This window comes from Pseudomonas sp. BN414, assembly GCF_029871275.1.
GTDB classification, from domain to species: Bacteria; Pseudomonadota; Gammaproteobacteria; order Pseudomonadales; family Pseudomonadaceae; genus Metapseudomonas; species Metapseudomonas resinovorans_C.
In genome coordinates, this window is the sequence record NZ_SSOL01000079.1 from 57,095 (window position 1) to 78,509 (window position 21,415).

At 64.6% G+C, this 21,415-nt stretch carries 21 protein-coding genes; 13 read left to right on the plus strand and 8 right to left on the minus strand.

What is annotated here, in order from left to right; translation table 11 throughout:
• The first annotated feature begins 62 nt into the window (after positions 1–62).
• The 11 genes from E8E95_RS28080 (at position 63) to lipB (ending at position 10,122) form a co-directional block, all read left to right on the plus strand.
• Positions 63–1,328 carry a glutamate-5-semialdehyde dehydrogenase gene (locus E8E95_RS28080; protein WP_280355556.1) on the plus strand — a complete coding sequence of 422 codons (1,266 nt, stop codon included), beginning with the start codon at positions 63–65 and terminating at the stop codon, positions 1,326–1,328.
• On the plus strand, positions 1,328–1,972 hold the full coding sequence (gene nadD / locus E8E95_RS28085; protein ID WP_077525216.1) for a nicotinate-nucleotide adenylyltransferase: 645 nt from the start codon (positions 1,328–1,330) through the stop codon (positions 1,970–1,972). The genes E8E95_RS28080 and nadD overlap by 1 nt, the downstream gene beginning before the upstream one ends.
• Before the next feature lie 22 nt (positions 1,973–1,994).
• The gene (rsfS, locus tag E8E95_RS28090) at positions 1,995–2,348 is read left to right on the plus strand and encodes a ribosome silencing factor (RefSeq protein WP_077525215.1); all 354 of its coding nucleotides are present in this window, start codon (positions 1,995–1,997) and stop codon (positions 2,346–2,348) included.
• 12 nt (positions 2,349–2,360) lie between these two features.
• Positions 2,361–2,828 (plus strand): 23S rRNA (pseudouridine(1915)-N(3))-methyltransferase RlmH, encoded by a 468-nt coding sequence (gene rlmH, locus E8E95_RS28095; RefSeq protein ID WP_044872302.1) that lies wholly within the window; start codon positions 2,361–2,363, stop codon positions 2,826–2,828.
• 9 nt (positions 2,829–2,837) lie between these two features.
• Positions 2,838–4,736: a penicillin-binding protein 2 gene (gene mrdA / locus E8E95_RS28100; protein WP_280355559.1), complete on the plus strand. Its 1,899-nt coding sequence runs from the start codon at positions 2,838–2,840 to the stop codon at positions 4,734–4,736.
• Positions 4,733–5,878: a rod shape-determining protein RodA gene (gene rodA, locus E8E95_RS28105; protein WP_179061056.1), complete on the plus strand. Its 1,146-nt coding sequence runs from the start codon at positions 4,733–4,735 to the stop codon at positions 5,876–5,878. Before mrdA ends, rodA begins: the two co-directional genes overlap by 4 nt.
• A 14-nt stretch (positions 5,879–5,892) precedes the next feature.
• On the plus strand, positions 5,893–6,903 hold the full coding sequence (gene mltB / locus E8E95_RS28110; RefSeq protein WP_280356177.1) for a lytic murein transglycosylase B: 1,011 nt from the start codon (positions 5,893–5,895) through the stop codon (positions 6,901–6,903).
• Between the two features lie 3 nt (positions 6,904–6,906).
• Entirely contained in the window at positions 6,907–7,917 is a 1,011-nt protein-coding gene (locus tag E8E95_RS28115) for a septal ring lytic transglycosylase RlpA family protein (protein ID WP_280355560.1), read from the plus strand.
• A gap of 59 nt (positions 7,918–7,976) precedes the next feature.
• On the plus strand, positions 7,977–9,140 hold the full coding sequence (locus E8E95_RS28120) for a D-alanyl-D-alanine carboxypeptidase family protein (protein WP_179061058.1): 1,164 nt from the start codon (positions 7,977–7,979) through the stop codon (positions 9,138–9,140).
• A gap of 74 nt (positions 9,141–9,214) precedes the next feature.
• The gene (locus E8E95_RS28125) at positions 9,215–9,496 is read left to right on the plus strand and encodes a DUF493 domain-containing protein (RefSeq protein ID WP_077525210.1); all 282 of its coding nucleotides are present in this window, start codon (positions 9,215–9,217) and stop codon (positions 9,494–9,496) included.
• The gene (gene lipB, locus E8E95_RS28130) at positions 9,496–10,122 is read left to right on the plus strand and encodes a lipoyl(octanoyl) transferase LipB (protein ID WP_280355562.1); all 627 of its coding nucleotides are present in this window, start codon (positions 9,496–9,498) and stop codon (positions 10,120–10,122) included. Before E8E95_RS28125 ends, lipB begins: the two co-directional genes overlap by 1 nt.
• 90 nt (positions 10,123–10,212) lie before the next feature.
• Here the strand turns inward: lipB and lipA are convergent, their stop codons facing one another.
• The 6 genes from lipA to leuS all read right to left on the minus strand — a co-directional run bounded on the left by lipA (position 10,213) and on the right by leuS (position 17,367).
• On the minus strand, positions 10,213–11,265 hold the full coding sequence (lipA, locus tag E8E95_RS28135; RefSeq protein WP_179061059.1) for a lipoyl synthase: 1,053 nt from the start codon (positions 11,263–11,265) through the stop codon (positions 10,213–10,215).
• Between the two features lie 141 nt (positions 11,266–11,406).
• A complete protein-coding gene (locus tag E8E95_RS28140; RefSeq protein WP_280355564.1) occupies positions 11,407–12,714 on the minus strand; it encodes a lytic murein transglycosylase in 1,308 nt (435 codons plus the stop codon).
• A 55-nt stretch (positions 12,715–12,769) separates the two neighbouring features.
• Positions 12,770–12,928 carry an alternative ribosome rescue factor ArfA gene (arfA, locus tag E8E95_RS28145; protein ID WP_077525206.1) on the minus strand — a complete coding sequence of 53 codons (159 nt, stop codon included), beginning with the start codon at positions 12,926–12,928 and terminating at the stop codon, positions 12,770–12,772.
• A gap of 70 nt (positions 12,929–12,998) precedes the next feature.
• Complete coding sequence (gene holA / locus E8E95_RS28150) at positions 12,999–14,036, minus strand: DNA polymerase III subunit delta (RefSeq protein ID WP_280355566.1); 1,038 nt, start codon at positions 14,034–14,036, stop codon at positions 12,999–13,001.
• Between the two features lie 40 nt (positions 14,037–14,076).
• Positions 14,077–14,685 carry an LPS assembly lipoprotein LptE gene (gene lptE / locus E8E95_RS28155; RefSeq protein WP_280355568.1) on the minus strand — a complete coding sequence of 203 codons (609 nt, stop codon included), beginning with the start codon at positions 14,683–14,685 and terminating at the stop codon, positions 14,077–14,079.
• A gap of 60 nt (positions 14,686–14,745) precedes the next feature.
• Positions 14,746–17,367, minus strand: coding sequence for a leucine--tRNA ligase (gene leuS, locus E8E95_RS28160; RefSeq protein ID WP_280355569.1), 2,622 nt, complete (start codon positions 17,365–17,367; stop codon positions 14,746–14,748).
• A gap of 256 nt (positions 17,368–17,623) precedes the next feature.
• Here leuS and E8E95_RS28165 point away from each other — a divergent pair, with 256 nt between their 5' ends.
• Positions 17,624–18,061: a hypothetical protein gene (locus E8E95_RS28165; protein ID WP_280355570.1), complete on the plus strand. Its 438-nt coding sequence runs from the start codon at positions 17,624–17,626 to the stop codon at positions 18,059–18,061.
• Between the two features lie 24 nt (positions 18,062–18,085).
• The gene (locus E8E95_RS28170) at positions 18,086–18,847 is read left to right on the plus strand and encodes a YdcF family protein (protein ID WP_280355572.1); all 762 of its coding nucleotides are present in this window, start codon (positions 18,086–18,088) and stop codon (positions 18,845–18,847) included.
• A 73-nt stretch (positions 18,848–18,920) separates the two neighbouring features.
• Here E8E95_RS28170 and lnt read toward each other — a convergent pair whose 3' ends face one another.
• Complete coding sequence (gene lnt, locus E8E95_RS28175; protein ID WP_280355574.1) at positions 18,921–20,441, minus strand: apolipoprotein N-acyltransferase; 1,521 nt, start codon at positions 20,439–20,441, stop codon at positions 18,921–18,923.
• 113 nt (positions 20,442–20,554) lie between these two features.
• Positions 20,555–21,394 (minus strand): HlyC/CorC family transporter, encoded by an 840-nt coding sequence (locus E8E95_RS28180; RefSeq protein WP_280355576.1) that lies wholly within the window; start codon positions 21,392–21,394, stop codon positions 20,555–20,557.
• Between the last annotated feature and the right edge of the window lie 21 nt (positions 21,395–21,415).

Consider the following 21,415-nt stretch of genomic DNA (forward strand, 5'->3'; position numbering starts at 1 on the left):
CTGGGCGCGGGCGAGCGCGGCCGCTATAATCAGCCGCTTTCCTTTCGCCAGAACCCGAGACCATGACCGAGTCCGTTCTCGATTACATGACCCGCCTTGGCCGCGCCGCACGCGCCGCCTCGCGCGTGGCCGCCCGTGCCAGCACCGCGCAGAAGAACCGCGCCCTGCTGGCTGCCGCCGATGCCCTGGATGCAGCTCGTGCCGAGCTGTCCACCGCCAATGAGCAGGACCTGGCCAATGGCCGGGCCAATGGCCTCGAGCCAGCCATGCTCGATCGCCTGGCACTCACCCCGGCGCGCATCGACGACATGATCGAGGGCCTGCGTCAGGTCGCCACCCTGCCGGACCCCATCGGCGAGATCCGCGACATGCGCTACCTGCCGTCCGGTATCCAGGTGGGCAAGATGCGCGTGCCGCTGGGTGTGATCGGGATCATCTACGAATCGCGGCCGAACGTGACCATCGATGCCGCCAGCCTTTGCCTGAAGTCCGGCAACGCCACCATCCTGCGCGGCGGTTCCGAGGCCATTCATTCCAACCAGGCAATCGCCCGCTGCATCCAGAAAGGCCTGGCCGAAGCCGGCCTGCCGAGCGAGCTGGTGCAGGTGGTGGAAACCACCGACCGTGCTGCCGTGGGCGCGCTGATCAGCATGCCGGAGTTCGTCGACGTGATCGTCCCGCGCGGCGGCAAAGGCCTGATCGAGCGCATCAGTCGCGAGGCCAAGGTGCCGGTGATCAAGCACCTCGACGGCATCTGCCACGTCTACATCGACGTCGCCGCCGACCTGGACAAGGCGATCCGCGTGGCCGACAACGCCAAGACCCAGCGCTATGCGCCGTGCAACACCATGGAAACCCTGTTGGTGCACGAGGGCATTGCCGCCCGCGTCTTGCCGCCCCTGGCCGCCATCTACCGCGACAAGGGTGTGGAGTTGCGCGGCGACGCCGCCACCCGCGCGCTGCTGGGCAAAGACGTCCTGGAGGCGACCGAAGAGGACTGGCGCACCGAGTACAACGCGCCGATCCTCTCGATCCGCATCGTCGACGGCCTCGATCAGGCCATCGAGCACATCAATGCCTACGGCTCGCAGCACACCGACGCGATCATCACCGAGAACTTCAGTGATGCCCGGCGTTTCCTCACTGAAGTGGATTCCGCTTCGGTGATGGTCAACGCCTCGACCCGCTTCGCCGATGGTTTCGAGTACGGCCTGGGCGCGGAGATCGGCATCTCCACTGACAAGCTGCACGCCCGTGGGCCGGTCGGTCTGGAAGGCCTGACCAGCGAGAAGTACGTGGTCTTCGGCGACGGTCACGTACGCACCTGATGGGCAAGCGCATCGGTCTCTTCGGCGGCACGTTCGATCCTGTGCACATCGGTCATCTGCGCAGCGCCGTCGAGGTGGCCGAGCAGTTCGGTTTCGACGAGCTGCGCCTGATTCCCAGTGCGCGGCCGCCGCACCGCGACAGCCCGCGAGTGTCTGCTGCGCAGCGCCTGGAAATGGTGCGATTGGCCGTAGCCGGCGTAGCGCCGCTGGTGGTGGACGACCGTGAGCTCAAGCGCGAGCGGCCGTCCTGGACCATCGAGACGCTGGAGTCCCTGCGTGCCGAGCTGGACGCCGATGACCAGTTGTTCCTGCTGGTCGGCTGGGATGCCTTCTGTGGACTGCCGAGCTGGCATCGCTGGAGCGAGCTGCTCGACCACTGTCACATCCTGGTCCTGCAACGTCCGGATGCCGACAGCGAGGCTCCGGAAGACCTGCGTGACCTGTTGGCGGCGCGTAGCGCCGTCGACCCGCAATCCCTACAGGGGCCGGCCGGGCAGATAGCCTTCGTCTGGCAGACCCCCTTGGCAATTTCCGCCACCCAGATTCGCCAATTGCTGGGGGAGGGGCGCTCGGCGCGCTTTCTAGTGCCCGACGCCGTATTGGCCTATATCCATGCGCACGACCTTTACCGTGCGCCGAACTGATTCACTGAGGTAGTTGAACTCGATGCAAAACGAAGAACTCGTCAAGGTCGCCATCGCGGCCCTGGAAGACCTGAAAGGTCAGGAAATCACCACCATCGACGTACGTGGCAAGACCAGCATCACCGACTTCATGGTGATTGCCAGCGGTACCTCCGGCCGTCACGTCAAATCCATGGCCGAGAACGTGCTGGAGAAGGTCAAGGAACAAGGCGTGCGTCCCCTGGGCAGCGAAGGCCTGGACGGCGGCGAGTGGGCCCTGCTGGACCTGGGCGATGTCGTGGTGCATGTGATGCAGGTCGCCACCCGCCAGTTCTATGACCTGGAGCGCCTGTGGCAGGGCGCCGAGCAGAGCCGCGCGCACCACAGCCACGAATAAGCGGGGCGTCCCTTGCGTCTACGTCTGATCGCTGTCGGCACGCGGATGCCGCGCTGGGTGGAAGAGGGTTGGCACGAGTACGTCAAGCGCCTGCCTTCCGAGCTTAGCCTGGAACTGGTGGAGATTCCCCTGACCACGCGTGGCAAGAATGCCGACGTGGCGCGGATGATCCGCCAGGAGGGCGAGGCCATGCTGGCCAAGGTCCAGCCGGGGGAACGCATCGTGACCCTGGAAGTCCAAGGTCGGCCCTGGAGCACTGAGCAGCTGGCCGCCGAGCTGGACCGCTGGCGTCTCGATTCGCGCACCGTCAACCTCATGGTCGGCGGCCCGGAAGGGCTGGCGCCGGAGGTTTGCGCGCGCAGCGAGCAGCGTTGGTCGCTGTCGCCGCTGACCTTGCCGCACCCGCTGGTTCGCATCCTCATCGGCGAGCAGATCTACCGCGCCTGGACCGTGTTGTCCGGCCACCCTTATCACAAGTAAGCCCTGTCCATGCCGCAGCCGATTCGCCTGAAAGACCATGAGAAAGACGCCCGCCTGGTGCGTCGGCGCGTGGTCGTGGGCGCGGTGGCGGTGCTGCTGCTGACTTGCGTGCTGATCGCCCGGCTCTATTACCTGCAGGTGATCCAGTACGAGTATCACTCGACGCTGTCCGAGAACAATCGAGTCCATGTGCAGCCGATTCCGCCCACTCGCGGGCTGATCTTCGACCGCAATGGCGTGATCATCGCGGACAACCGGCCCAGCTTCAGCCTCAGCGTCACGCGCGAACGGGCTGCCGACTGGGAGAAAACCCTCGACGTGATAGTCGAGGTGCTGCAACTGACGCCGGATGATCGCGCGCTGTTCGAGAAGCGCATGCGGCAGGGGCGCCGGCCCTTCGAGCCGGTCCCCATCTTGTTCGAGCTGACCGAAGAGCAGATCGCCCGCGTGGCGGTGAACCAATTCCGCCTGCCTGGCGTGGACGTCGTGGCGCAGTTGGTGCGCCACTATCCGCAGGGCGCGCATTTCGCCCATTCCGTGGGTTATGTCGGCCGGATCAACGAGAAAGAGCTCAAGCAGCTCGATCCGGTGAACTACAGCGGCACCCACCACATCGGCAAGACCGGCATCGAGCGCTTCTACGAAGACCAGTTGCACGGCGAAGTGGGTTACGAGGAAGTCGAGACCAACGCCCGTGGCCGCGTGCTGCGTGTGCTCAAGCGGACGGACCCGAAACCCGGCAAGGACCTCGTGCTGACCCTCGATGTCCGTCTGCAGGAAGCAGCCGAGCAAGCCCTGGCAGGTCGGCGTGGCGCCATCGTCGCCATCGAACCGTCCTCTGGCGACGTGCTAGCGATGGTCAGCCAGCCCAGCTTCGACCCCAACCCCTTCGTCACCGGCATCAGCTTCAAGGCCTACGCTGAGTTGCGCGACTCCATCGATCGGCCGCTCTACAACCGCGTGTTGCGCGGTCTGTACCCGCCAGGCTCGACGATCAAACCGATGGTGGCGGTGTCCGGCCTGGACGCAGGCGTGGTGACGCCCGCCTCCCGCGTATTCGACCCGGGCTTCTACCAACTGCCGAACTACGACCACAAGTACCGTAACTGGAACCGCAGTGGCGACGGCTGGGTGAACATGGAAACCGCGATCATGCGGTCAAATGACACCTATTTCTACGATCTTGCGCATAAAATGGGCATCGATCGCCTGCATGACTACATGAGCCGCTTCGGCTTCGGGCAACGTGTGGCCCTCGATATGTTCGAAGAGTCCCCCGGTCTGATGCCGTCGCGTGACTGGAAGCGTGCCCGTTATCGCCAGGCGTGGTATCCGGGCGAAACCCTCATTCTCGGCATCGGCCAGGGCTACATGCAGTCCACGCCGCTGCAACTCGCCCAGGCTGTCGCGCTGATGGCCAATCGCGGCAAATGGATCCGTCCGCACTTGGCCAAGACCATCGAGGGGCAGCCGCCGATCGACCCGAACCCGATGCCGGACATTATCCTCCGCGACCCGAAATACTGGGATGCCGGCCGCAATGGCATGGAGCAGGTGGTCCATGGCGCGCGTGGTACGGCGCACAAGGTCGGCGCGTCCTCCGTCTACCGTATCGCCGGCAAATCCGGGACCGCCCAGGTGGTGGCCATCAAGCAGGGCGAGAAGTACGACCGCTCCAAGGTGCAGGAGCGCCACCGTGACCATGCCCTGTTCGTTGCCTTCGCCCCGGCTGAAGATCCGAAGATCGCCGTGGCGGTGATGGTGGAGAACGGCGAATCCGGTTCGGGCGTTGCCGCGCCGGTGGTCAAGCAGGTGATGGATGCCTGGCTCCTCGGCGACGACGGCCAGTTGAAACCCGAGTTCCGGCCACCGCAACCGCTGGCCGAGCAGCAGAGCGCCAATCGATGAACAGCAACTTCGACCGCACCATCTCCCAGGAGGACGTGCTCAAGCGCCGCGCCACACTCCTGCAGCGCCTGCACATCGATGGCTGGCTGCTGCTGATCATCCTGATGCTCGCGGCCGGTAGCCTGTTCGTTCTCTACTCGGCAAGCGGCAAGCATTGGGACCTGCTGATGAAGCAGGCCAGCTCCTTCGGTCTGGGTATTGGCGCGATGATCGTCATCGCCCAGTTCGAGCCCCGCTTCATGGCCCGTTGGGTGCCCCTGGCCTACGTGGTCGGAGTCGCATTACTGGGGGTTGTGGAAATCATGGGGCACACGGCGATGGGCGCCACCCGCTGGATCAACATCCCCGGCGTGATCCGCTTCCAGCCCTCGGAATTCATGAAGATCATCATGCCGGCGACCATCGCCTGGTACCTGTCGCGGCACAACCTTCCACCCAAGCTCAAGCACATCGCCATCAGCCTGGTGCTGATCCTGATGCCCTTCGTGTTGATCCTGAAGCAGCCCGACCTCGGCACCGCCTTGCTTATCCTGGCGTCCGGCGCCTTCGTGCTGTTCATGGCAGGCCTGCAGTGGCGCTGGATCGCCGGCGCGGTGGCGGCGGTGGTGCCAGTGGCGGTGGCCATGTGGTACTTCGTGCTGCACGACTACCAGAAGCAGCGTGTACTGACCTTCCTCGATCCGGAGAGCGATCCGCTGGGCACCGGCTGGAACATCATCCAGTCCAAGGCGGCGATCGGTTCGGGCGGGGTGTTCGGCAAGGGCTGGCTACTGGGCACTCAGTCGCACCTGGATTTTTTGCCCGAAAGCCACACGGACTTTATCATTGCCGTCCTCGGCGAAGAGTTCGGCCTGGTGGGCGCCTGCCTGCTGCTTCTGGTCTACCTGCTCCTGATCGGCCGTGGCCTGGTGATCACTGCCCAGGCGCAGACCCTGTTCGGCAAGTTGCTGGCAGGCAGTCTGACCATGACCTTCTTCGTATACGTGTTCGTCAACATCGGCATGGTCAGTGGACTGCTGCCGGTCGTGGGGGTGCCCCTGCCCTTCATTAGCTACGGCGGAACCCATCTGGTGACGCTGCTGTCAGGGTTTGGGGTGTTGATGGCGATCCATACCCATCGCAAATGGATCGCCCAGGTTTGAAACGAGTGAATGATTTGAAAGCACTGCGCAAATGGATGCAGTTGGCAGCCTCCGGGGCTGCCCTGGTGGGACTGCTGGGGGCAGCCGCACCTGCATTTTCCGGAGACTACGAGGGATCGCCGCAGGTGGCCGAGTTCGTCGCCGAGATGACCCGTGACTACGGTTTCGCTGGCGAGCAACTGGTGGACCTGTTCCGTGAAGTGGAACGCAAGCAGTCCATCCTCGACGCCATTTCCCGGCCTGCAGAGCGGGTCAAGCCCTGGAAGGACTACCGCCCGATCTTCATCACCCCGGCACGCATCCAGAAGGGTGTCACCTTCTGGAATCAGCACGCCGAGGCCCTGGCCCGTGCCGAGAAGGAATACGGCGTGCCGGCCCAGGTCATTGTCGCGATCATCGGCGTCGAGACCTTCTATGGCGGCAACACCGGCAACTTCCGCGTGATCGATGCGCTGTCCACTCTTGGCTTCGATTACCCGCCGCGCGCCGACTTCTTCCGCAAACAGCTCAAGGAGTTCCTCCTGCTGGCCCGCGAAGAGCAGGTCGATCCGCTGATGCTCAAAGGCTCCTACGCCGGCGCCATGGGCTTGCCGCAGTTCATGCCGAGCAGCTTCCGCGCCTATGCCGTGGACTTCGACGGCGACGGTCACATCGACATCTGGAACAACCCGGTGGATGCCATCGGCAGCGTCGCCAGCTACTTCAAGCGCCATGGCTGGGTCGCCGGTGCTCCGGTCGTCACCCGCGCTCAGGTTCGGGGCGATCGAATCGACGAAGGGTTGACCCAGGGACTGGACCCGGTGAAGAACGTCGGCGATCTTAGGACGCTGGGCTGGGCAAGCAGCGACGCACTGCGCGATGATGTGCCGGTTACGGCTTTCAAGCTGGAGGGTGACGAAGGGGCGGAGTACTGGATGGGACTGCCGAACTTCTACGTCATTACCCGCTACAATCGCAGCGCGATGTATGCCATGGCAGTGCATCAGCTATCCGAACTGCTGGTCAACGCAAGGGGCGGGCGTTAACCGATGCCACAAACGATAAGAGTCGCTGTCTACGGCGCCGTAGCATTGTTGCTGGCCAGCTGCTCGAGCAGCCGAGCGCCGGAACCGGTCCAACCGGGCGGGCAGATTTCCGGTCCTGGAGACTATGCGCGTCCCCACAGGGACGGCGCGCCATGGTGGGACGTCGATGTCTCGCGTATTCCCGATGCCGTGCCGATGCCGCATTACGGCTCGATCAAGGCCAATCCCTACACCGTGCTGGGCAAGACCTACTACCCGATGAATGACGCGCGTCGTTATCAGGCGGTAGGCACGGCGTCCTGGTACGGCACCAAGTTCCACGGCCAGGCCACCGCCAATGGCGAGGCCTATGACCTCTACGGCATGACCGCTGCGCACAAGACCTTGCCGCTGCCGAGCTATGTCCGGGTGACCAACCTCGACAACGGCCGCACCGTGATCCTGCGGGTCAACGACCGGGGTCCGTTCTATTCCGATCGCATCATCGACCTGTCCTTCGCGGCGGCGAAGAAGCTTGGCTACGCCGAGACCGGTACCGCCCGCGTCAAGGTCGAGGGCATCGATCCCCATGAGTGGTGGGCTGCCCAGGGGCGTCCGGTGCCCATGGTCCTCGCCCAGCCGAAGATGGCTGCACAGGCGAAACCTCAAGCTCAACCCCAGCCTGCCGTGCAGGTCGCCGCCGCGCCGATCGAGCAATACACCCCGCCGCCGCAGCAACATGCCGCCGCCGTGCTGCCCGTGCAGATCGACGCAAAAAAAAACGATTCACTCGCAGCGTCTGGCCTGTATCTCCAGGTGGGCGCCTTCGCCAATCCGGACGCTGCGGAACTCCTCAAGGCCAAGCTGAGCGAGACGGTGAGTGCGCCAGTCTTCATCAGCTCGGTCGTGCGCAACCAGCAGATACTGCACCGGGTACGCCTGGGGCCGATCGGAACTCAGGGTGAAGCACAAGAGGTGCAAAACTCCGTGCGCCTGGCCAAGCTCGGCCAGCCCACCCTGGTGAAGCCGGACTGACGGCTTCTTCTTTGCCCGCAAGGGCCTGATAGACCATTAGCTATTTCTCAGAGAGACGGATGAACATCTTCAGCTTTGCCAAACGCGTACTTCTGCCCGCAGCCCTGCTCATCGTCGCGCCGGTCTCCATGGCGGCCCAGCAGATCATTCCGTCGCCGCCGCAACTGGCCGCCAAATCCTATGTTCTGATGGACGCCCAGAGTGGCCAGGTCCTGGTCGAGAACAACGGTGACCAGCGCCTGCCCCCGGCAAGCCTGACCAAGCTGATGACCGCCTACATCGCCACCCTGGAGATCCGCAAGGGCCAGATCGGCGAGAGCGACCCGGTGACCATCAGTGAACACGCCTGGCGCACCGGCGGTTCGCGCATGTTCGTCCAGGTGAACACCCAGGTGACCCTGAGCGACCTGCTGCACGGCATCATCATCCAGTCGGGGAACGACGCCAGCGTGGCCGTGGCCGAGCACATCGCCGGCAGCGAAGACGCTTTCGCCGACATGATGAACACCACTGCCGAGAAGCTCGGCATGACCAACAGCCACTTCATGAACGCGACCGGCCTGCCCAATCCTGAGCACTACTCCACCGCTCACGATATGGCGACCCTGGCCCGCGGGATCATCTACGAAGACCCGGCTCACTACGCTATCTACTCCCAGAAGGAATTCTTCTGGAACAACATCAAGCAGCCCAACCGCAACCTGCTGCTGTGGCGCGACAAGACCGTCGACGGCCTGAAGACCGGCCACACCGACGAAGCCGGCTATTGCCTGGTGGCGTCCGCCGTACGTGACAACATGCGTCTGATTGCCGTGGTGTTCGGCACCAACAGCGAGCAGGCCCGTGCCGCCGAAACCCAGAAGCTGCTGACCTACGGCTTCCGCTTCTTCGAAACCCAGACCTTCTATCAGAAGGGCGCCGAGCTGGCGAAAGCCCAAGTGTGGAAGGGTGCCGTCCGCGAAGCCAAGGCGGGCCTGGCCCAGGACCTGACGCTGACCCTGCCGAAAGGCCAGGCCAAGAAGCTGCAGGCCAGCATGACCTTGAATCCGCAACTGATCGCCCCCATCAAGCAGGGTGACGTGATCGGCAAGGTGGAGGTCAAGATGGAAGACCAGGTTGTCCACAGCGCCGATCTGATCGCCCTCGAGACCGTTGAGGAAGGTGGTTTCTTCCGCCGCCTGTGGGATAGCATCCGCCTGTTCTTCTACGGCCTGTTCAACTGACCTTCTGAGCCGACGCCTCGCACCCAGTACGGGAACGAGGCGTCCGCATCGCGGATCAAGAGTCCGCCGCTGCCATGACCGATACCCCTGACGTACAACCCCCGAAAATCGAGTTTCCCTGCGAGCGCTATCCCATCAAGGTGATCGGCGATTCCTTCGATGGTTTCTCCGACCTGGTGATCGAAATCATCCGGCGCCACGCGCCCGACCTCGATGCCGGCACCCTCGTGGTGCGCGATAGCCGCAATGGTCGTTTCCTCTCGGTGCAGGTACTGATCACCGCTACCGGCGTCGACCAACTGCAAGCGATCCATGTCGACCTGCGCGCCACCGGCCGCGTGCACATGGTCCTCTAGTGGCGTCCGCCGAACTCATCGTGCGTCATCTGGGGTTGGTGGACTACCTGCCGACCCTGGAAGCGATGCGCCGACTGACCACCGAACGCGATGCGCAGTCGCCCGACGAAATCTGGCTGCTGCAGCATCCTCGCGTGTTCACCCAGGGCCAGGCCGGCAAGGCCGAACACCTGCTGGAGACGGGAGACATCCCGGTCATCCAGGTCGAGCGCGGTGGCCAGGTTACCTACCACGGCCCTGGCCAGTTGGTGGCCTATGTGATGTTGGATCTGCGTCGCCTGGGACTGGGTGTGCGTGAGCTGGTGACCGCCCTGGAGCAGAGCCTGGTCGATGTGCTGGCTGCCTACGGCGTCGAGGCGGCGCCCAAGGCAGACGCTCCTGGCGTCTACGTGAACGGCGACAAGATCGCCTCACTGGGACTGAGGGTCAGCCGCGGCTGCTCCTTCCACGGCCTGGCGCTCAACGTCGACATGGACCTGTCGCCGTTCTGGCGGATCAATCCCTGTGGTTACGCCGGATTGAAGATGGTGCAGCTCAAGGACCTGATCGACACGCCGCCGCAGCTCGACGAGGTTGCCCAGCGCCTGGAGCAGGCACTGCGCCGCCGATTGGGCTACCCGCAGTAGTCGCAGACTCCCCGGAAAAAACGACGGCCCCCTCTTCCATCGGAAGAGGGGGCCGTTTTGTTTCCAGCCTTGCTGCACTCGCGGGCTGGCTTAGCCCAGATTGAGTGCGGGAATGATGCTCGGATCGAGGGCCTGGCCAGGTACCGGCACCGGCGCCGCCAAACCCAGGTTGTTCTTCTCGAACACCCGGTCAGCCCGGTAGCTGGAACGCACCAGCGGACCGGCTGCGACTTCCATGAAACCCTTTTCCAGGCCGATATCGCGGAAGCGGTTGAACTCTTCCGGGCTGACCCAGCGCTTCACCGGCAGGTGGTTGCGAGTGGGTTGCAGGTACTGGCCGAGGGTCAGGATGTCCACGCCGATTGCGCGCAGGTCATCCATGGTTTCGATGATTTCCTCGTCCGTCTCGCCCAGACCCAGCATCAGGCTGGTCTTGGTCAGCACGTCCGGACGGTGGCGCTTGGCGTGCTCCAGCACGCGCAGGGTCTTCTCGTAGCCCGCGCGCGGGTCGCGCACGACATGGGTCAGGCGTTTGACCGTCTCGACGTTCTGCGCGAACACCTCCAGGCCGGAATCCACGACGCGTTCGATGGCCAGGTGGTCGCCATCGAAGTCGGGGGTCAGGGCTTCCACGACCACCTGAGGAGTGTTTGCCTTGATGGCGCGTACGCAAGCGGCGTAGTGGCTGGCGCCGCCATCGTCCAGATCGTCGCGATCCACCGAGGTCAGCACGATATAGCGCAGCGCCATCAGCTCGACCGACTTGGCGGTGTTCTGCGGCTCTTCCAGATCCAGCCAGCCATTGGGGTTGCCGGTGTCCACGGCGCAGAAGCGGCAGGCGCGGGTACAGACCGAGCCCATCAGCATGATGGTGGCGGTGCCGTTGGACCAGCACTCACCCATGTTCGGGCAGTGCGATTCCTGGCACACGGTGCTCAGGCGATGCTCGCCGACGTTGCGCTTGACCGCTTCGAAACGGCTGCCGCCCGGTGCCTTTACCCGCAACCACTTGGGCTTGGGCTCGAACACCTGGGGTTCGGCCGAGGCACGGCGCTTCTGGCCATCCTTGATTGCGGTGATGCCCTGAGCAGTACGGAACTTTTCGCCGCTCGCGACGTGTTTGGACGAGTCTGTATCGGACATCGGAAATCGGGCTCCGCTGGTGGCTCCGTGGCTGCCGCAGGGGCAAAAAGGGGTGGCGCAGTTTATCACAAAGGCGTTTGCACGAACTCGCAGCCGTCTGGTGGCGGGCGCGTGCGGCAGCCGCAAAAAGGGCAGGGCGCTTCAGCGCCCCTCACGCAATTGCTTGAGCAGATCCAGGTTGGGATAGCCATCCGCCGGCCACCCCAGGCGTTGCTGGTAAACACGGATCGCCTTGCGGGTATTGGCGCCGATGATGCCGTCCGCCGCGCCGGGGTTGTAGCCGGCACCCGCCAGGGACTCCTGCAACTCCACCCGCTCGCTGCGGCTCAGCGGACGCTCGTCGCGAGGCCAGCTGCCGGTGAGTTGGCCACCGCCATCGAAGCGCTCGCCCAGCAGGCTGACCGCCAGGGCGTAGGACGAGGAGTTGTTGTATTTGAGGATGGCGCGGAAGTTGTCCAGCACGAGGAAAGCCGGACCGCGATGGCCGGCCGGGAGTAGCAGGGAGGCGCTGTTGTTGCCGAGGCTCGCGCCTTGCGGACCGACTTGTACGCCCATCGCTTGCCATTGCGCCACCGACTTACGGATGTCGCCGTCCGCGTGGGCGTAGTCGAAGCCTTGTGGCAACTGCACCTGCAGTGCAGCGGGTTGGCCTTTGCGCCAGCCCGACGCCTGCAGATAGTGGGCGGCGGAGGCCAGGGCATCGGCCGAGGAGTTCCAGATGTCGCGGCGACCATCGCCATCGAAGTCCACGGCATGGCTGTTGTAGGTGGTCGGGATGAACTGGGTCTGTCCCATGGCGCCCGCCCAGGACCCCAGCATGCTGTCGGGCTGGATGTCGCCGTGCTGGAGGATCTGCAAGGCGGCCAGGAGCTGCGCGTGGGCGAACTCGGGGCGACGGCCTTCGTAGGCCAGGGTCGCCAGGGAACGGATCACCGACTTGTCGCCCATGAACTGGCCGAAGCTGCTCTCCATGCCCCAGATGGCCACCAGTGGCTCGCGGTCCACGCCGAAGCGTTGCTCGATGGCGTCCAGCGTCGCGGCGTTCTCCGTTATCAGCGCCTGACCCTTGCGCACGCGATAGGGCGAGATGGCGCCTTCCAGGTACTCCCACACCGGCCGGGTGAACTCGGGTTGGCTGCGGTCTGCGGTGATCACGCTCGGATCGGGAGTGATGCCGGCGAAGGCTCGGTCGAAGAGGCTGGCGTCGATGCCTTGGGCCAGGGCTTCGCGGCGGAAACCATCGCGCCACGCGCTGAAGCTGATGGTGGGCATCTGCACAGGAATCTGCGCGGGCGTTGCAGCGGGTTTACTGGCGGGCTGGGTCGCCTGAGGCAGGGGAGCAGTAGCGGATTTCTGGGCCGGGGCATCGGCGCAGGAGCTGAGCAGGGTGAGGGCAGAGGCCACGGCCAGGCTGCGGAACATCAGGCCGGGGGCGGGGGCATCGAACATACGCGAGTCTCGAGGCAGACGAATCAAGTCGCGACCTTAACATGTCCGAGCCATTTCAGACCGCTATAAGCGACGAAGCCTCCCAATCGTGGGAGGCTTCGCGGCGGTAACTTCCTTTGCCCTTCATGGGTTTTTCCTGGCGGCAGCGGAAGAGGGGTTGGGCTACCAGGGTTTTGGCGCGGTTGGGTGCGCCTGGCTTGCGTTTCTTGGCCATGGTCGATCCTCGATGGAGCCCGCCTCAGTGCGGGCGGCGCATCATCGGACGCTGATCAGAAAATGTCCAGTCATTCCGCCGACAGCGGCAGGCGCTGGCCGGCCAGCAGCAGGGCAAGACGAGCGAGTCCGTTCCAGGGGTCGCCGGGGGCCTGGCCCTTGATCTGCGCGTCGATCCGCTGGGCATCCTGCAGCAACAGGTTCCAGCGTGACGCCGGGTGACGTTGCAGGGCGCGGGTGACCAACGGGCGGCGCTTGTCCCAGACGGGTGGACGGGCTGCCGCAAAGGCTTTCTCCAGCGGCACACCCTGGCTGTATTGCTGGGCCAGTCCACCCAGCAGGCGCAGCTCGCGGGCCAGCGCCCAGAGGATCACGGGAGGCTCCACGCCTTCGCCGCGCAGGCCTTCCAGCGTCCGCAGGGTGTGGGCGGGCTCGCCATTGAGGGCCGCGTCGATCAGGCCGAAGACATCGAAACGGGCGCTGTCAGCGACGGCGGCCTGTACGGTGGCGGCATCCACCTGGCCGCCCTCCGCAAGCAATTTGAGCTTCTCGATTTCCTGGGCGGCGGCCAGCAGGTTGCCTTCGACCCGGGCAGCGATCAGATCAACCGCTTCCTGGTTGGCGGCGAGGCCAGCCTGGGAAAGGCGTTGGCGTATCCACTGCGGCAGGTTGTGGGCCTCGATGGGCCAGATCTGAATGAACTGGGCGTCGGCGCCGTCGATCAGGGCCTTGGCCCATTTGGTCTTTTGGGTGCTGCCGTCGAGCTTGGGCAAGCTGAGCAGCAGCACTGTGTCTTCCGGCGGGCGGGAAAGGTATTCCAGCAACGCGGCGGCGCCCTTGTCCCCTGGCTTGCCCGAGGGCAGGCGCACTTCCAGCAGACGTTTCTCGGCGAACAACGACAGGCTGGCGCCGGCTTCCAGCAGCAAGCCCCAATCGAAGTTGGCCTCGGCGTTGAATACCTGGCGCTCGCTGAAATCCCGCGCACGAACGCTGGCGCGGATTGCGTCGCAGGCCTCCTGGCAGAGCAGCGGCTCATCGCCGCTGACGACGTACACAGGCGCCAGTTGGCCCTGTAGGTGTTTGCCCAGTTGTGCGGGATTGAGTTTCATAGGCGCAAATGACAGGGGCCGCTTTGGCGGCCCCTTTTACTCACTGGATGGGCAATTGCAGCGGAGACTGCTGCGGCTGCTGGGCCTTCTCGGCCTGGCGTGCGGCTTCCAGGGCTTCGGCTTCGGCCTTGGCCTTGGCTTCTGCAGTCTGCTGCAGCTGGTCGAGTTGGGCCGGGGTGATGAGCTGCAGGCGCATGAGCATCTGCTGAACCATTTCCTGACGCATTTCCTGACGCAGCTGGGCCGCTTCCTGATCGGAGCCGATCAGGTTGTTGCTGTCGAATACGTAGTACTTCTGTACGGTCAGCTTGTCGTTCATCAGCAGCAGGTCGTTGTTGCCGCGGATCTCGTACTGCAGGGTCTTGGTCAGCTCGTATTCCGCGCTGCGTGCACCGGAGGTGTAGGAAGCGGTCCGCTGGCTCTCGTCCTCGCGGGCCAGCACCAGGGTGTAAGGAGCGCCGGCATGGACGTTCACCCCGTTGCTTTCCAGCGCCTCGCGCATTTCCTTGATGGTCTGGCCGTACTGGTTGCGAGCGGTTACGTCCAATTCATCCAGGGCGAACTGGGCGTCACCGGTGCCGCGCAGTTGAAAGCCACACGCACTCAGCAGCACGGTAAGGCCCAGGACCAGCAGATTCCGTTTCTTCATTTCTTGCTTTCCCCTTGCGAGCAGTCCGGCGCCACTCCCGGAGGAGGGCGCCGGCTTCGATCAGTTGGCGACGATATTGACCAGTTTGCCGGGCACCACGATGACCTTGCGGATGGTCAGGCCGTCGGTGAAGCGCAGCACGTTCTCGTTGGCGCGCGCAGCGGCTTCCACCGCTTCGCGGCTGGCGTCTGCCGGCACTTCGATATGGCCACGCAGCTTGCCGTTGACCTGCACGACCAGTTGCAGGCTGTCCTGCACCAGGGCGGCTTCGTCCACGGTGGGCCAGGCAGCGTCGATGGCAGCATCGGTGTGGCCCAGTTCGCGCCAGAGCTCATGGCTGATGTGCGGAGTGATGGGCGCCAGCAGCAGGGCGATGGCTTCCAGGCCTTCCTGCAGCAGGGCGCGGTCTTCGGCGTTGGCTTGCGGGGCCTTTTCCAGGACGTTCATCAGGGTCATCACGGCGGCGATGGCGGTGTTGAACTTGTGGTTCTGGCCAATATCCTGGCTGGCCTGCTTGATGGCCAGGTGGATGGAGCGATGCACGGCCTTCTGCTCGTCGTTCAGGGCGCTGCGATCCAGGGTGGACGGCTGGCCGGCAGCGACGTGGGCCTGGGCCAGACGCCAGACGCGACGCAGGAAGCGGCTGGCGCCTTCTACGCCGGAGTCGGACCATTCCAGGCTCATGTCCGGCGGCGAGGCGAACATCATGAACAGGCGGCAGGTGTCGGCGCCGTACTGGTCGATCATCGCCTGCGGGTCCACGCCGTTGTTCTTCGACTTGGACATCTTCTCGGTGCCGCCGATTTCCACCGGCAGGCCGTCGGTCTTCAGGCGGGCGCCGATGACCTTGGCCTTGGCGTCGCGCTCGACTTCGACATCGGCCGGGTTGAACCAGTCCTTGCCGCCATTGGCTGCAACGCGATAGTAGGTATCCGCGACGACCATGCCCTGGGTGAGCAGGTTCTTGAACGGCTCGTCGGAGCTGACCAGGCCTTCGTCACGCATCAGCTTGTGGAAGAAGCGTGCGTAGAGCAGGTGCAGGATGGCGTGTTCGATGCCACCGATGTACTGGTCCACGGGCAGCCAGTGGTTGGCTGCGGCCGGGTCGACCATGCCCTGGTCGTAGTTCGGCGAGGCATAGCGGGCGAAGTACCAGGAGCTTTCCACGAAGGTGTCCATGGTGTCGGTTTCGCGCTTGGCTGCGGTGCCGCATTTCGGGCAGGTGCAAGCGTAGAACTCGGGCATCTTCGCCAGCGGGCTGCCGGCGCCGTCCGGTACCACGTCTTCGGGAAGGACGACCGGCAGCTGGTCTTCCGGCACCGGTACGTCGCCGCAGTTCGGGCAGTGGATGATCGGGATCGGGCAGCCCCAGTAGCGCTGGCGGCTGATGCCCCAGTCGCGCAGGCGGAACTGGGTGCGGGCCTGGCCCAGGCCTTTCTTCTGCAGGGCGACTTCGATGGCGTCGAAGGCACCCTGGTAGTCCAGGCCGTCGAATTCGCCGGAATTGATCAGTTGGCCATGCTCGCCGTAGGCGTCCTGCCACGGGGACGGGGTTTCGTCGCCGGCGGAGGTGCGCACCACCGCTTTCATCGGCAGGTCGTACTTGTGCGCGAAGGCGAAGTCGCGCTCGTCGTGGGCCGGCACGGCCATCACAGCGCCTTCGCCGTAGTTCATCAGGACATAGTTGGCGACCCAGACCGGGAGCTTGTCGCCGGTCAGCGGGTGCTCGACGAACAGCGGCGTGGGCAGGCCTTTCTTCTCCTGAGTGGCGATGTCGGCTTCGGCAACGCCGCCGCGCTTGCACTCATCGATGAAGGCTTGCAGTTCAGCGGCCTTGTCAGCCGGCAGCTTCTGCACGGCGAGGGTCGCCAGCGGGTGCTCGGCTGCGACAGCCACGTAGGTGGCGCCCATCAGGGTATCCGGACGGGTGGTGAAGACCTTCATCGCGCCGGCCTGGCCGATGCTGGCCTGGTCGTAGGGGAAGCTGACTTCCATGCCGCGCGACTTGCCGATCCAGTTGCGCTGCATGGTCTTGACCTGCTCGGGCCAGCCGTCCAGGTCGTCGAGGCTGCTCAAGAGTTCATCCGCGTACGCGGTGATCTTGAAGTAGTACATCGGGATTTCGCGTTTCTCTACCAGCGCACCGGAGCGCCAGCCGCGACCGTCGATGACCTGCTCGTTGGCGAGGACCGTCTGGTCCGCCGGGTCCCAGTTGACGGTGCCGTTCTTGCGATAGATCACGCCCTTTTCGAACAGCTTGGTGAACAGCCACTGTTCCCAGCGGTAGTAGTCGGGCTTGCAGGTGGTGACTTCACGGGACCAGTCGATGGCGAGGCCCAGGCTTTTCAGCTGGGTCTTCATGTAGTCGATGTTCTCGTAGGTCCACTTGGCCGGCGCGACGTTGTTCTTCATCGCGGCGTTTTCCGCCGGCATGCCGAAGGCGTCCCAGCCCATGGGCTGCAGAACGTTCTTGCCGAGCATGCGCTGGTAGCGGGCGATTACGTCGCCGATGGTGTAGTTGCGCACGTGCCCCATGTGTAGCTTGCCGCTCGGGTAGGGGAACATCGACAGGCAATAGAAGGTGTCCTTGCCGGGCTGCTCACTCACTTCAAAGGATTTATGCGCGTCCCAGTGGGCTTGCGCGGCGGCTTCGATTTCGCGGGGCTGATACTGTTCGTGCATGGCTACTGGCGCTGGAGGATGGAGTTCCCTGGGGCCGGTTGCGCTGGCCGTGGCCGTGGCGTCGGACCCTGGAGGAAAAGGAAATTCAAGCGACGTAGCATACATGACCCCCGCCGACCGAGGGAAACCCTGAATGCACGGGTGGACGTCCGTCGCCAATACCGGCGCCGTTTGTCGCGGGCACCTTGCAGCAGGGAACCGAACGCTAAGCTTTTCATAAGCAAGGCAAGCGTTTACGTGTTTTCGAGGTGTTGGGATGGGTGAGTTGCGGCGGACGGAAGCAGGGAACGGGCCCTATGAACGGTTGTTGCACCGGTTGGCCCTGGCACTGGATGAGGCCGATACGGCGGTTCGCTTGCGCGACGAGGAACCGCTCGAGTTGGAGCTGAAGGGACTGACCCCCGCCGAGATGGAGCTTATCCGCGCTTATCTGGATCGGGACATGCGTTGGCTGCGCGGCTGGCACGCGGCCGCCGAGGAGCTGGCAGCCATCGAGCAATTACCCCGTCGATCTCCGCGTGGCGACAACGGGCCACCCAAGAGTTTCGCTCTCAAGCCCAAACCCATGTTCAAGCGCCGCCAGCAGCTCTGCTGCGCCATGTGCGGTACACCTGCCATCTGGCAGCGCGGCCAGGGTGTGCAGGCGTGCATGTCCTGCGGTTCGCAGCTTTTCCGGACATCCAATCCCCGCTAGTCTCCGGGCACCCTGGAGGTGCCCATGCCAATTCGTTACATCATCAAGCAATTCCTGCTGCCGCCTGGCGGTCTTCTCCTGTTGCTCCTGCTGGCCTGGTGGCTGCGCCGGCGCATGCCGCGCCTGTCACTGACCTGCTTCGTCGTGGGGCTTGGGGGGCTCTGGTTGATGAGCCTGCCGATCGTGGTCGAGTGGTCGGCCAGGGCACTCGAGCGTGATGCTCCGCTGCCTGAGTCGGAATGGACGCAGTTGGCCGGGCGGGTGGATGCGATCGTGGTGCTGGGAGGCGGCCGGGACCGTGACGACCCCGCCTGGGGAGCGGACCAGCCGTCTCCCGTGGCCTTGGAACGCCTGCGCTATGCCGCACGCCTGGCGCGTGCCAGCGGCCTGCCGCTGCTGACCAGTGGCGGCCTGCACTTTGGTGAACCTCCCACCGAGGCGAAGATCATGGCCGATACGCTCAAGCGGGATTTCGGCGTGGACGTGCGATGGCAGGAAGGGGAGAGCCGAACCACCTGGGAAAACGCCACCTTCAGTGCGAAGTTGCTCGAGCCGGCAGGCGTCCGTCGCGTGCTGCTGGTGACCCAGGCGTCCCACATGCCCCGGGCCCGCTGGTGTTTCGAGCAGGCCGGATTCGAGGTGGTGGCGGCCCCGATGGGCTATCTCGGCGTTCCCAACGGCCGGCCGGCGGGCGGCTGGTTGCCAGAGGCCAAAGCGGTCTGGCAGAACGGGATGTTGCTCAACGAGGCCGTGGGGTTGCTGGCCTATCCGCTGGCGTACGACTGAGCGCTGGGTCTTCTTCATGTAGGAGCGAGCTTGCTTGCGATCATTCGCGAGCAAGCTCGCTCCTACAGGGTGGTTACACCGTCTTGGCGATTCGGCTGGCCATCAGCGCCCAGGCGAAGAGCAGGCCGCAGAGAATCACCAGCGGCCAGGCGCGCCACTGCAGGTAGGGCGTCAGGCCCTGCATGGGCAGGACTTCTCCGTAGAGCACGCCTTGCTGGAATTGCGGGATGCCTTCGGTGACCTTGCCGAAGGGGTCGATCAGCACGGTCACGCCATTGTTGGTCGCGCGGATCATCCAGCGGCCGGCTTCCAGGGCACGCATCTGCGCCATCTGCAGGTGTTGCAGCGGGCCGATGGAGGTGCCGAACCAGGTGTCGTTGCTGACGGTCAGCAGGATGTCGCTCTGTGCGGCCAGATCGGCGGCGAACTCGGGATAGACCACTTCGTAGCAGATATACGGGGCGATTCGGTATCCCTTGGCCATCAGCGGACCCTGATCGGAGTCGCCACGGGCGAAGTCGGACATCGGCAGGTCGAAGAAGGCGATCAGCCCGCGCAGAACTTCCTGCAGCGGAACGTATTCGCCGAAGGGCACCAGCTTCTGCTTGAGGTAGGTGCCCTCACCCTGGCCGACCACGGTGATCCCGTTGTAGTAGCGCTTCTCGCCGCGTTCGTTGGCCTGGCGGATCGGGACGCCGGTGATCAGCGCGGACTGCCGATCGTTGGCGAAACGGCTCATCACGCCGAGGTAGCCGTCGACGAATTCCTTGAGCACCGGTACCGCGGTTTCCGGCCAGATGATCAGGTCGGCCTTCTGCGAGCTGAAGGTCATGTCGCGATAAAGCGCGAGCTGGGCGTTGAGCTGCTCCGGGTCCCACTTCAGGTTCTGCTCGATGTTGCCCTGCATGGCCGCAATCTTCAGCGGCGCGCCGGCGGGCTGGGTCCAGGCATGGCCCTTGAGCGCCAGGCCGACTGCCCAGGGCGCGATCAGCAGGGCGATACCGGCCCCCAGGAATGCAGGACGGCTGCGCAGGCGAGCCAGGTTCACCAGCAGGGCTGCGGTCAGCGCCAGGGCGAAGGACACCAGCCAGACACCACCGACCGGCGCCAGGCCCGACAGCGGGCCGTCCAGCTGGCTGTAGCCGGCGTAAAGCCATGGGAAGCCGGTGAGGAACCAGCCACGAAATGCCTCCTGGACCAGCCACAGCGCGGCGAAGGCCAGGGTATCGGCCAGGGCCGCCTCGCTACGGCGCAGCCAGCGCGCCCAGATTGCGGCGGGCAGGGCGAAGAACAGCGCCACGCCAGCACTGAAGCCGACGGTGAGGAACGCGGCCAGTGGCACGGAAGCCGCGCCGTAGTCGTGGATGCTGACGTAAATCCAGCCGGTGCCGGTGAGGAACAGGCCGAGGCCATACCACCAGCCACGCCAGAACGCGGCCTTGGGCGTCAGGTCGCGCAGGCCCAGGTAGAAGAGGGCGAGCGACAGCAGTTCCAGAGGCCAGAAATCGAAGGGGGCGAACGCCAGGGGTGTAAGGGCGCCAGCGGCGAGGGCCAGCAGGTTGCCCGGCCAGCCGGGGCGGGTGATCCAGTTCATGCTCGGTCCTTGGGCGGATAGGGAGCTGGAGAGGTGCGGGGCGAGCCTTTTGTTGCCGGCTCGGGGCGCGATTATCCACGGGCGCCCCTCCGCTGTGGAGGGGCGCGCGCGAATCAATGGGACAGCGGGGAGAGGCGCAGCAGATGAATGCGGCGGCTGTCGGCGTTGAGCACGCGGAAGCGGAATTCGCCGATCTCGGTGGTTTCGTTGCGCTTGGGCAGGTGTCCGAAGGCGCCCATGACCAGGCCGCCGACGGTATCGAACTCGTCCTCGGAGAAGTCGGTCTCGAAGAATTCGTTGAAGGCATCCACCGGGGTCAGTGCCTTGACGATGAAGTCGCCGCTGGGCAATGGCTTGATGTAGCTGTCTTCCTCGACATCGTGCTCGTCTTCGATGTCGCCGACGATCTGCTCCAGCACGTCCTCGATGGTCACCAGGCCCGCCACGCCACCGTATTCGTCGATGACCACGGCCATGTGGTTGTGATTGGCGCGGAATTCACGCAGCAGCACGTTGAGGCGCTTGGATTCGGGCACGAAGGTGGCCGGACGCAGCAGGTCCTTGACGTTGAAGGCCTGGCCGTTGTCCTGGAGGATCAGCGGCAGCAGGTCCTTGGCCAGGAGGATGCCCATGACGTCATCGAGGCTTTCGCCGATGACCGGGTAGCGGGAGTGGGCGGCGTCGATGATCGCCGGGAGGAACTCCTTCGGCGTCTGGTTGGCCTTGATGCTGATCATCTGCGAGCGCGGCACCATGATGTCGCGCACCTGCAGGTCGGCGACCTGAATGGCCCCTTCGACGATCGACAGCGCTTCGCTATCGAGCAGCTTGTTCTGGTGGGCCTCGCGCAGCAGCTCGAGGAGCTCCTGGCGGCTTTTCGGTTCATGGGCAAAGGCCTGGGTCAGCTTTTCCAGCCAGGACCTGTGCCCGTTACTCGATCGATCTTCGCTCATATGTCCTTTGCTCGGTGCTTC

Bases quoted from the DNA above. Each gene is read 5' to 3' on its own strand.
- holA (WP_280355566.1), bottom strand. From the start codon at position 14,036: ATGAAACTCAATCCCGCACAACTGGGCAAACACCTACAGGGCCAACTG.
- E8E95_RS28080 (WP_280355556.1), top strand. From the start codon at position 63: ATGACCGAGTCCGTTCTCGATTACATGACCCGCCTTGGCCGCGCCGCA.
- E8E95_RS28165 (WP_280355570.1), top strand. From the start codon at position 17,624: ATGGGTGAGTTGCGGCGGACGGAAGCAGGGAACGGGCCCTATGAACGG.
- rodA (WP_179061056.1), top strand. From the start codon at position 4,733: ATGAACAGCAACTTCGACCGCACCATCTCCCAGGAGGACGTGCTCAAG.
- lipA (WP_179061059.1), bottom strand. From the start codon at position 11,265: ATGTCCGATACAGACTCGTCCAAACACGTCGCGAGCGGCGAAAAGTTC.
- arfA (WP_077525206.1), bottom strand. From the start codon at position 12,928: ATGGCCAAGAAACGCAAGCCAGGCGCACCCAACCGCGCCAAAACCCTG.
- E8E95_RS28120 (WP_179061058.1), top strand. From the start codon at position 7,977: ATGAACATCTTCAGCTTTGCCAAACGCGTACTTCTGCCCGCAGCCCTG.
- nadD (WP_077525216.1), top strand. From the start codon at position 1,328: ATGGGCAAGCGCATCGGTCTCTTCGGCGGCACGTTCGATCCTGTGCAC.
- E8E95_RS28125 (WP_077525210.1), top strand. From the start codon at position 9,215: ATGACCGATACCCCTGACGTACAACCCCCGAAAATCGAGTTTCCCTGC.
- mrdA (WP_280355559.1), top strand. From the start codon at position 2,838: ATGCCGCAGCCGATTCGCCTGAAAGACCATGAGAAAGACGCCCGCCTG.
- lptE (WP_280355568.1), bottom strand. From the start codon at position 14,685: ATGAAGAAACGGAATCTGCTGGTCCTGGGCCTTACCGTGCTGCTGAGT.
- E8E95_RS28115 (WP_280355560.1), top strand. From the start codon at position 6,907: ATGCCACAAACGATAAGAGTCGCTGTCTACGGCGCCGTAGCATTGTTG.
- E8E95_RS28140 (WP_280355564.1), bottom strand. From the start codon at position 12,714: ATGTTCGATGCCCCCGCCCCCGGCCTGATGTTCCGCAGCCTGGCCGTG.
- lnt (WP_280355574.1), bottom strand. From the start codon at position 20,441: ATGAACTGGATCACCCGCCCCGGCTGGCCGGGCAACCTGCTGGCCCTC.
- rsfS (WP_077525215.1), top strand. From the start codon at position 1,995: ATGCAAAACGAAGAACTCGTCAAGGTCGCCATCGCGGCCCTGGAAGAC.
- E8E95_RS28170 (WP_280355572.1), top strand. From the start codon at position 18,086: ATGCCAATTCGTTACATCATCAAGCAATTCCTGCTGCCGCCTGGCGGT.
- leuS (WP_280355569.1), bottom strand. From the start codon at position 17,367: ATGCACGAACAGTATCAGCCCCGCGAAATCGAAGCCGCCGCGCAAGCC.
- E8E95_RS28180 (WP_280355576.1), bottom strand. From the start codon at position 21,394: ATGAGCGAAGATCGATCGAGTAACGGGCACAGGTCCTGGCTGGAAAAG.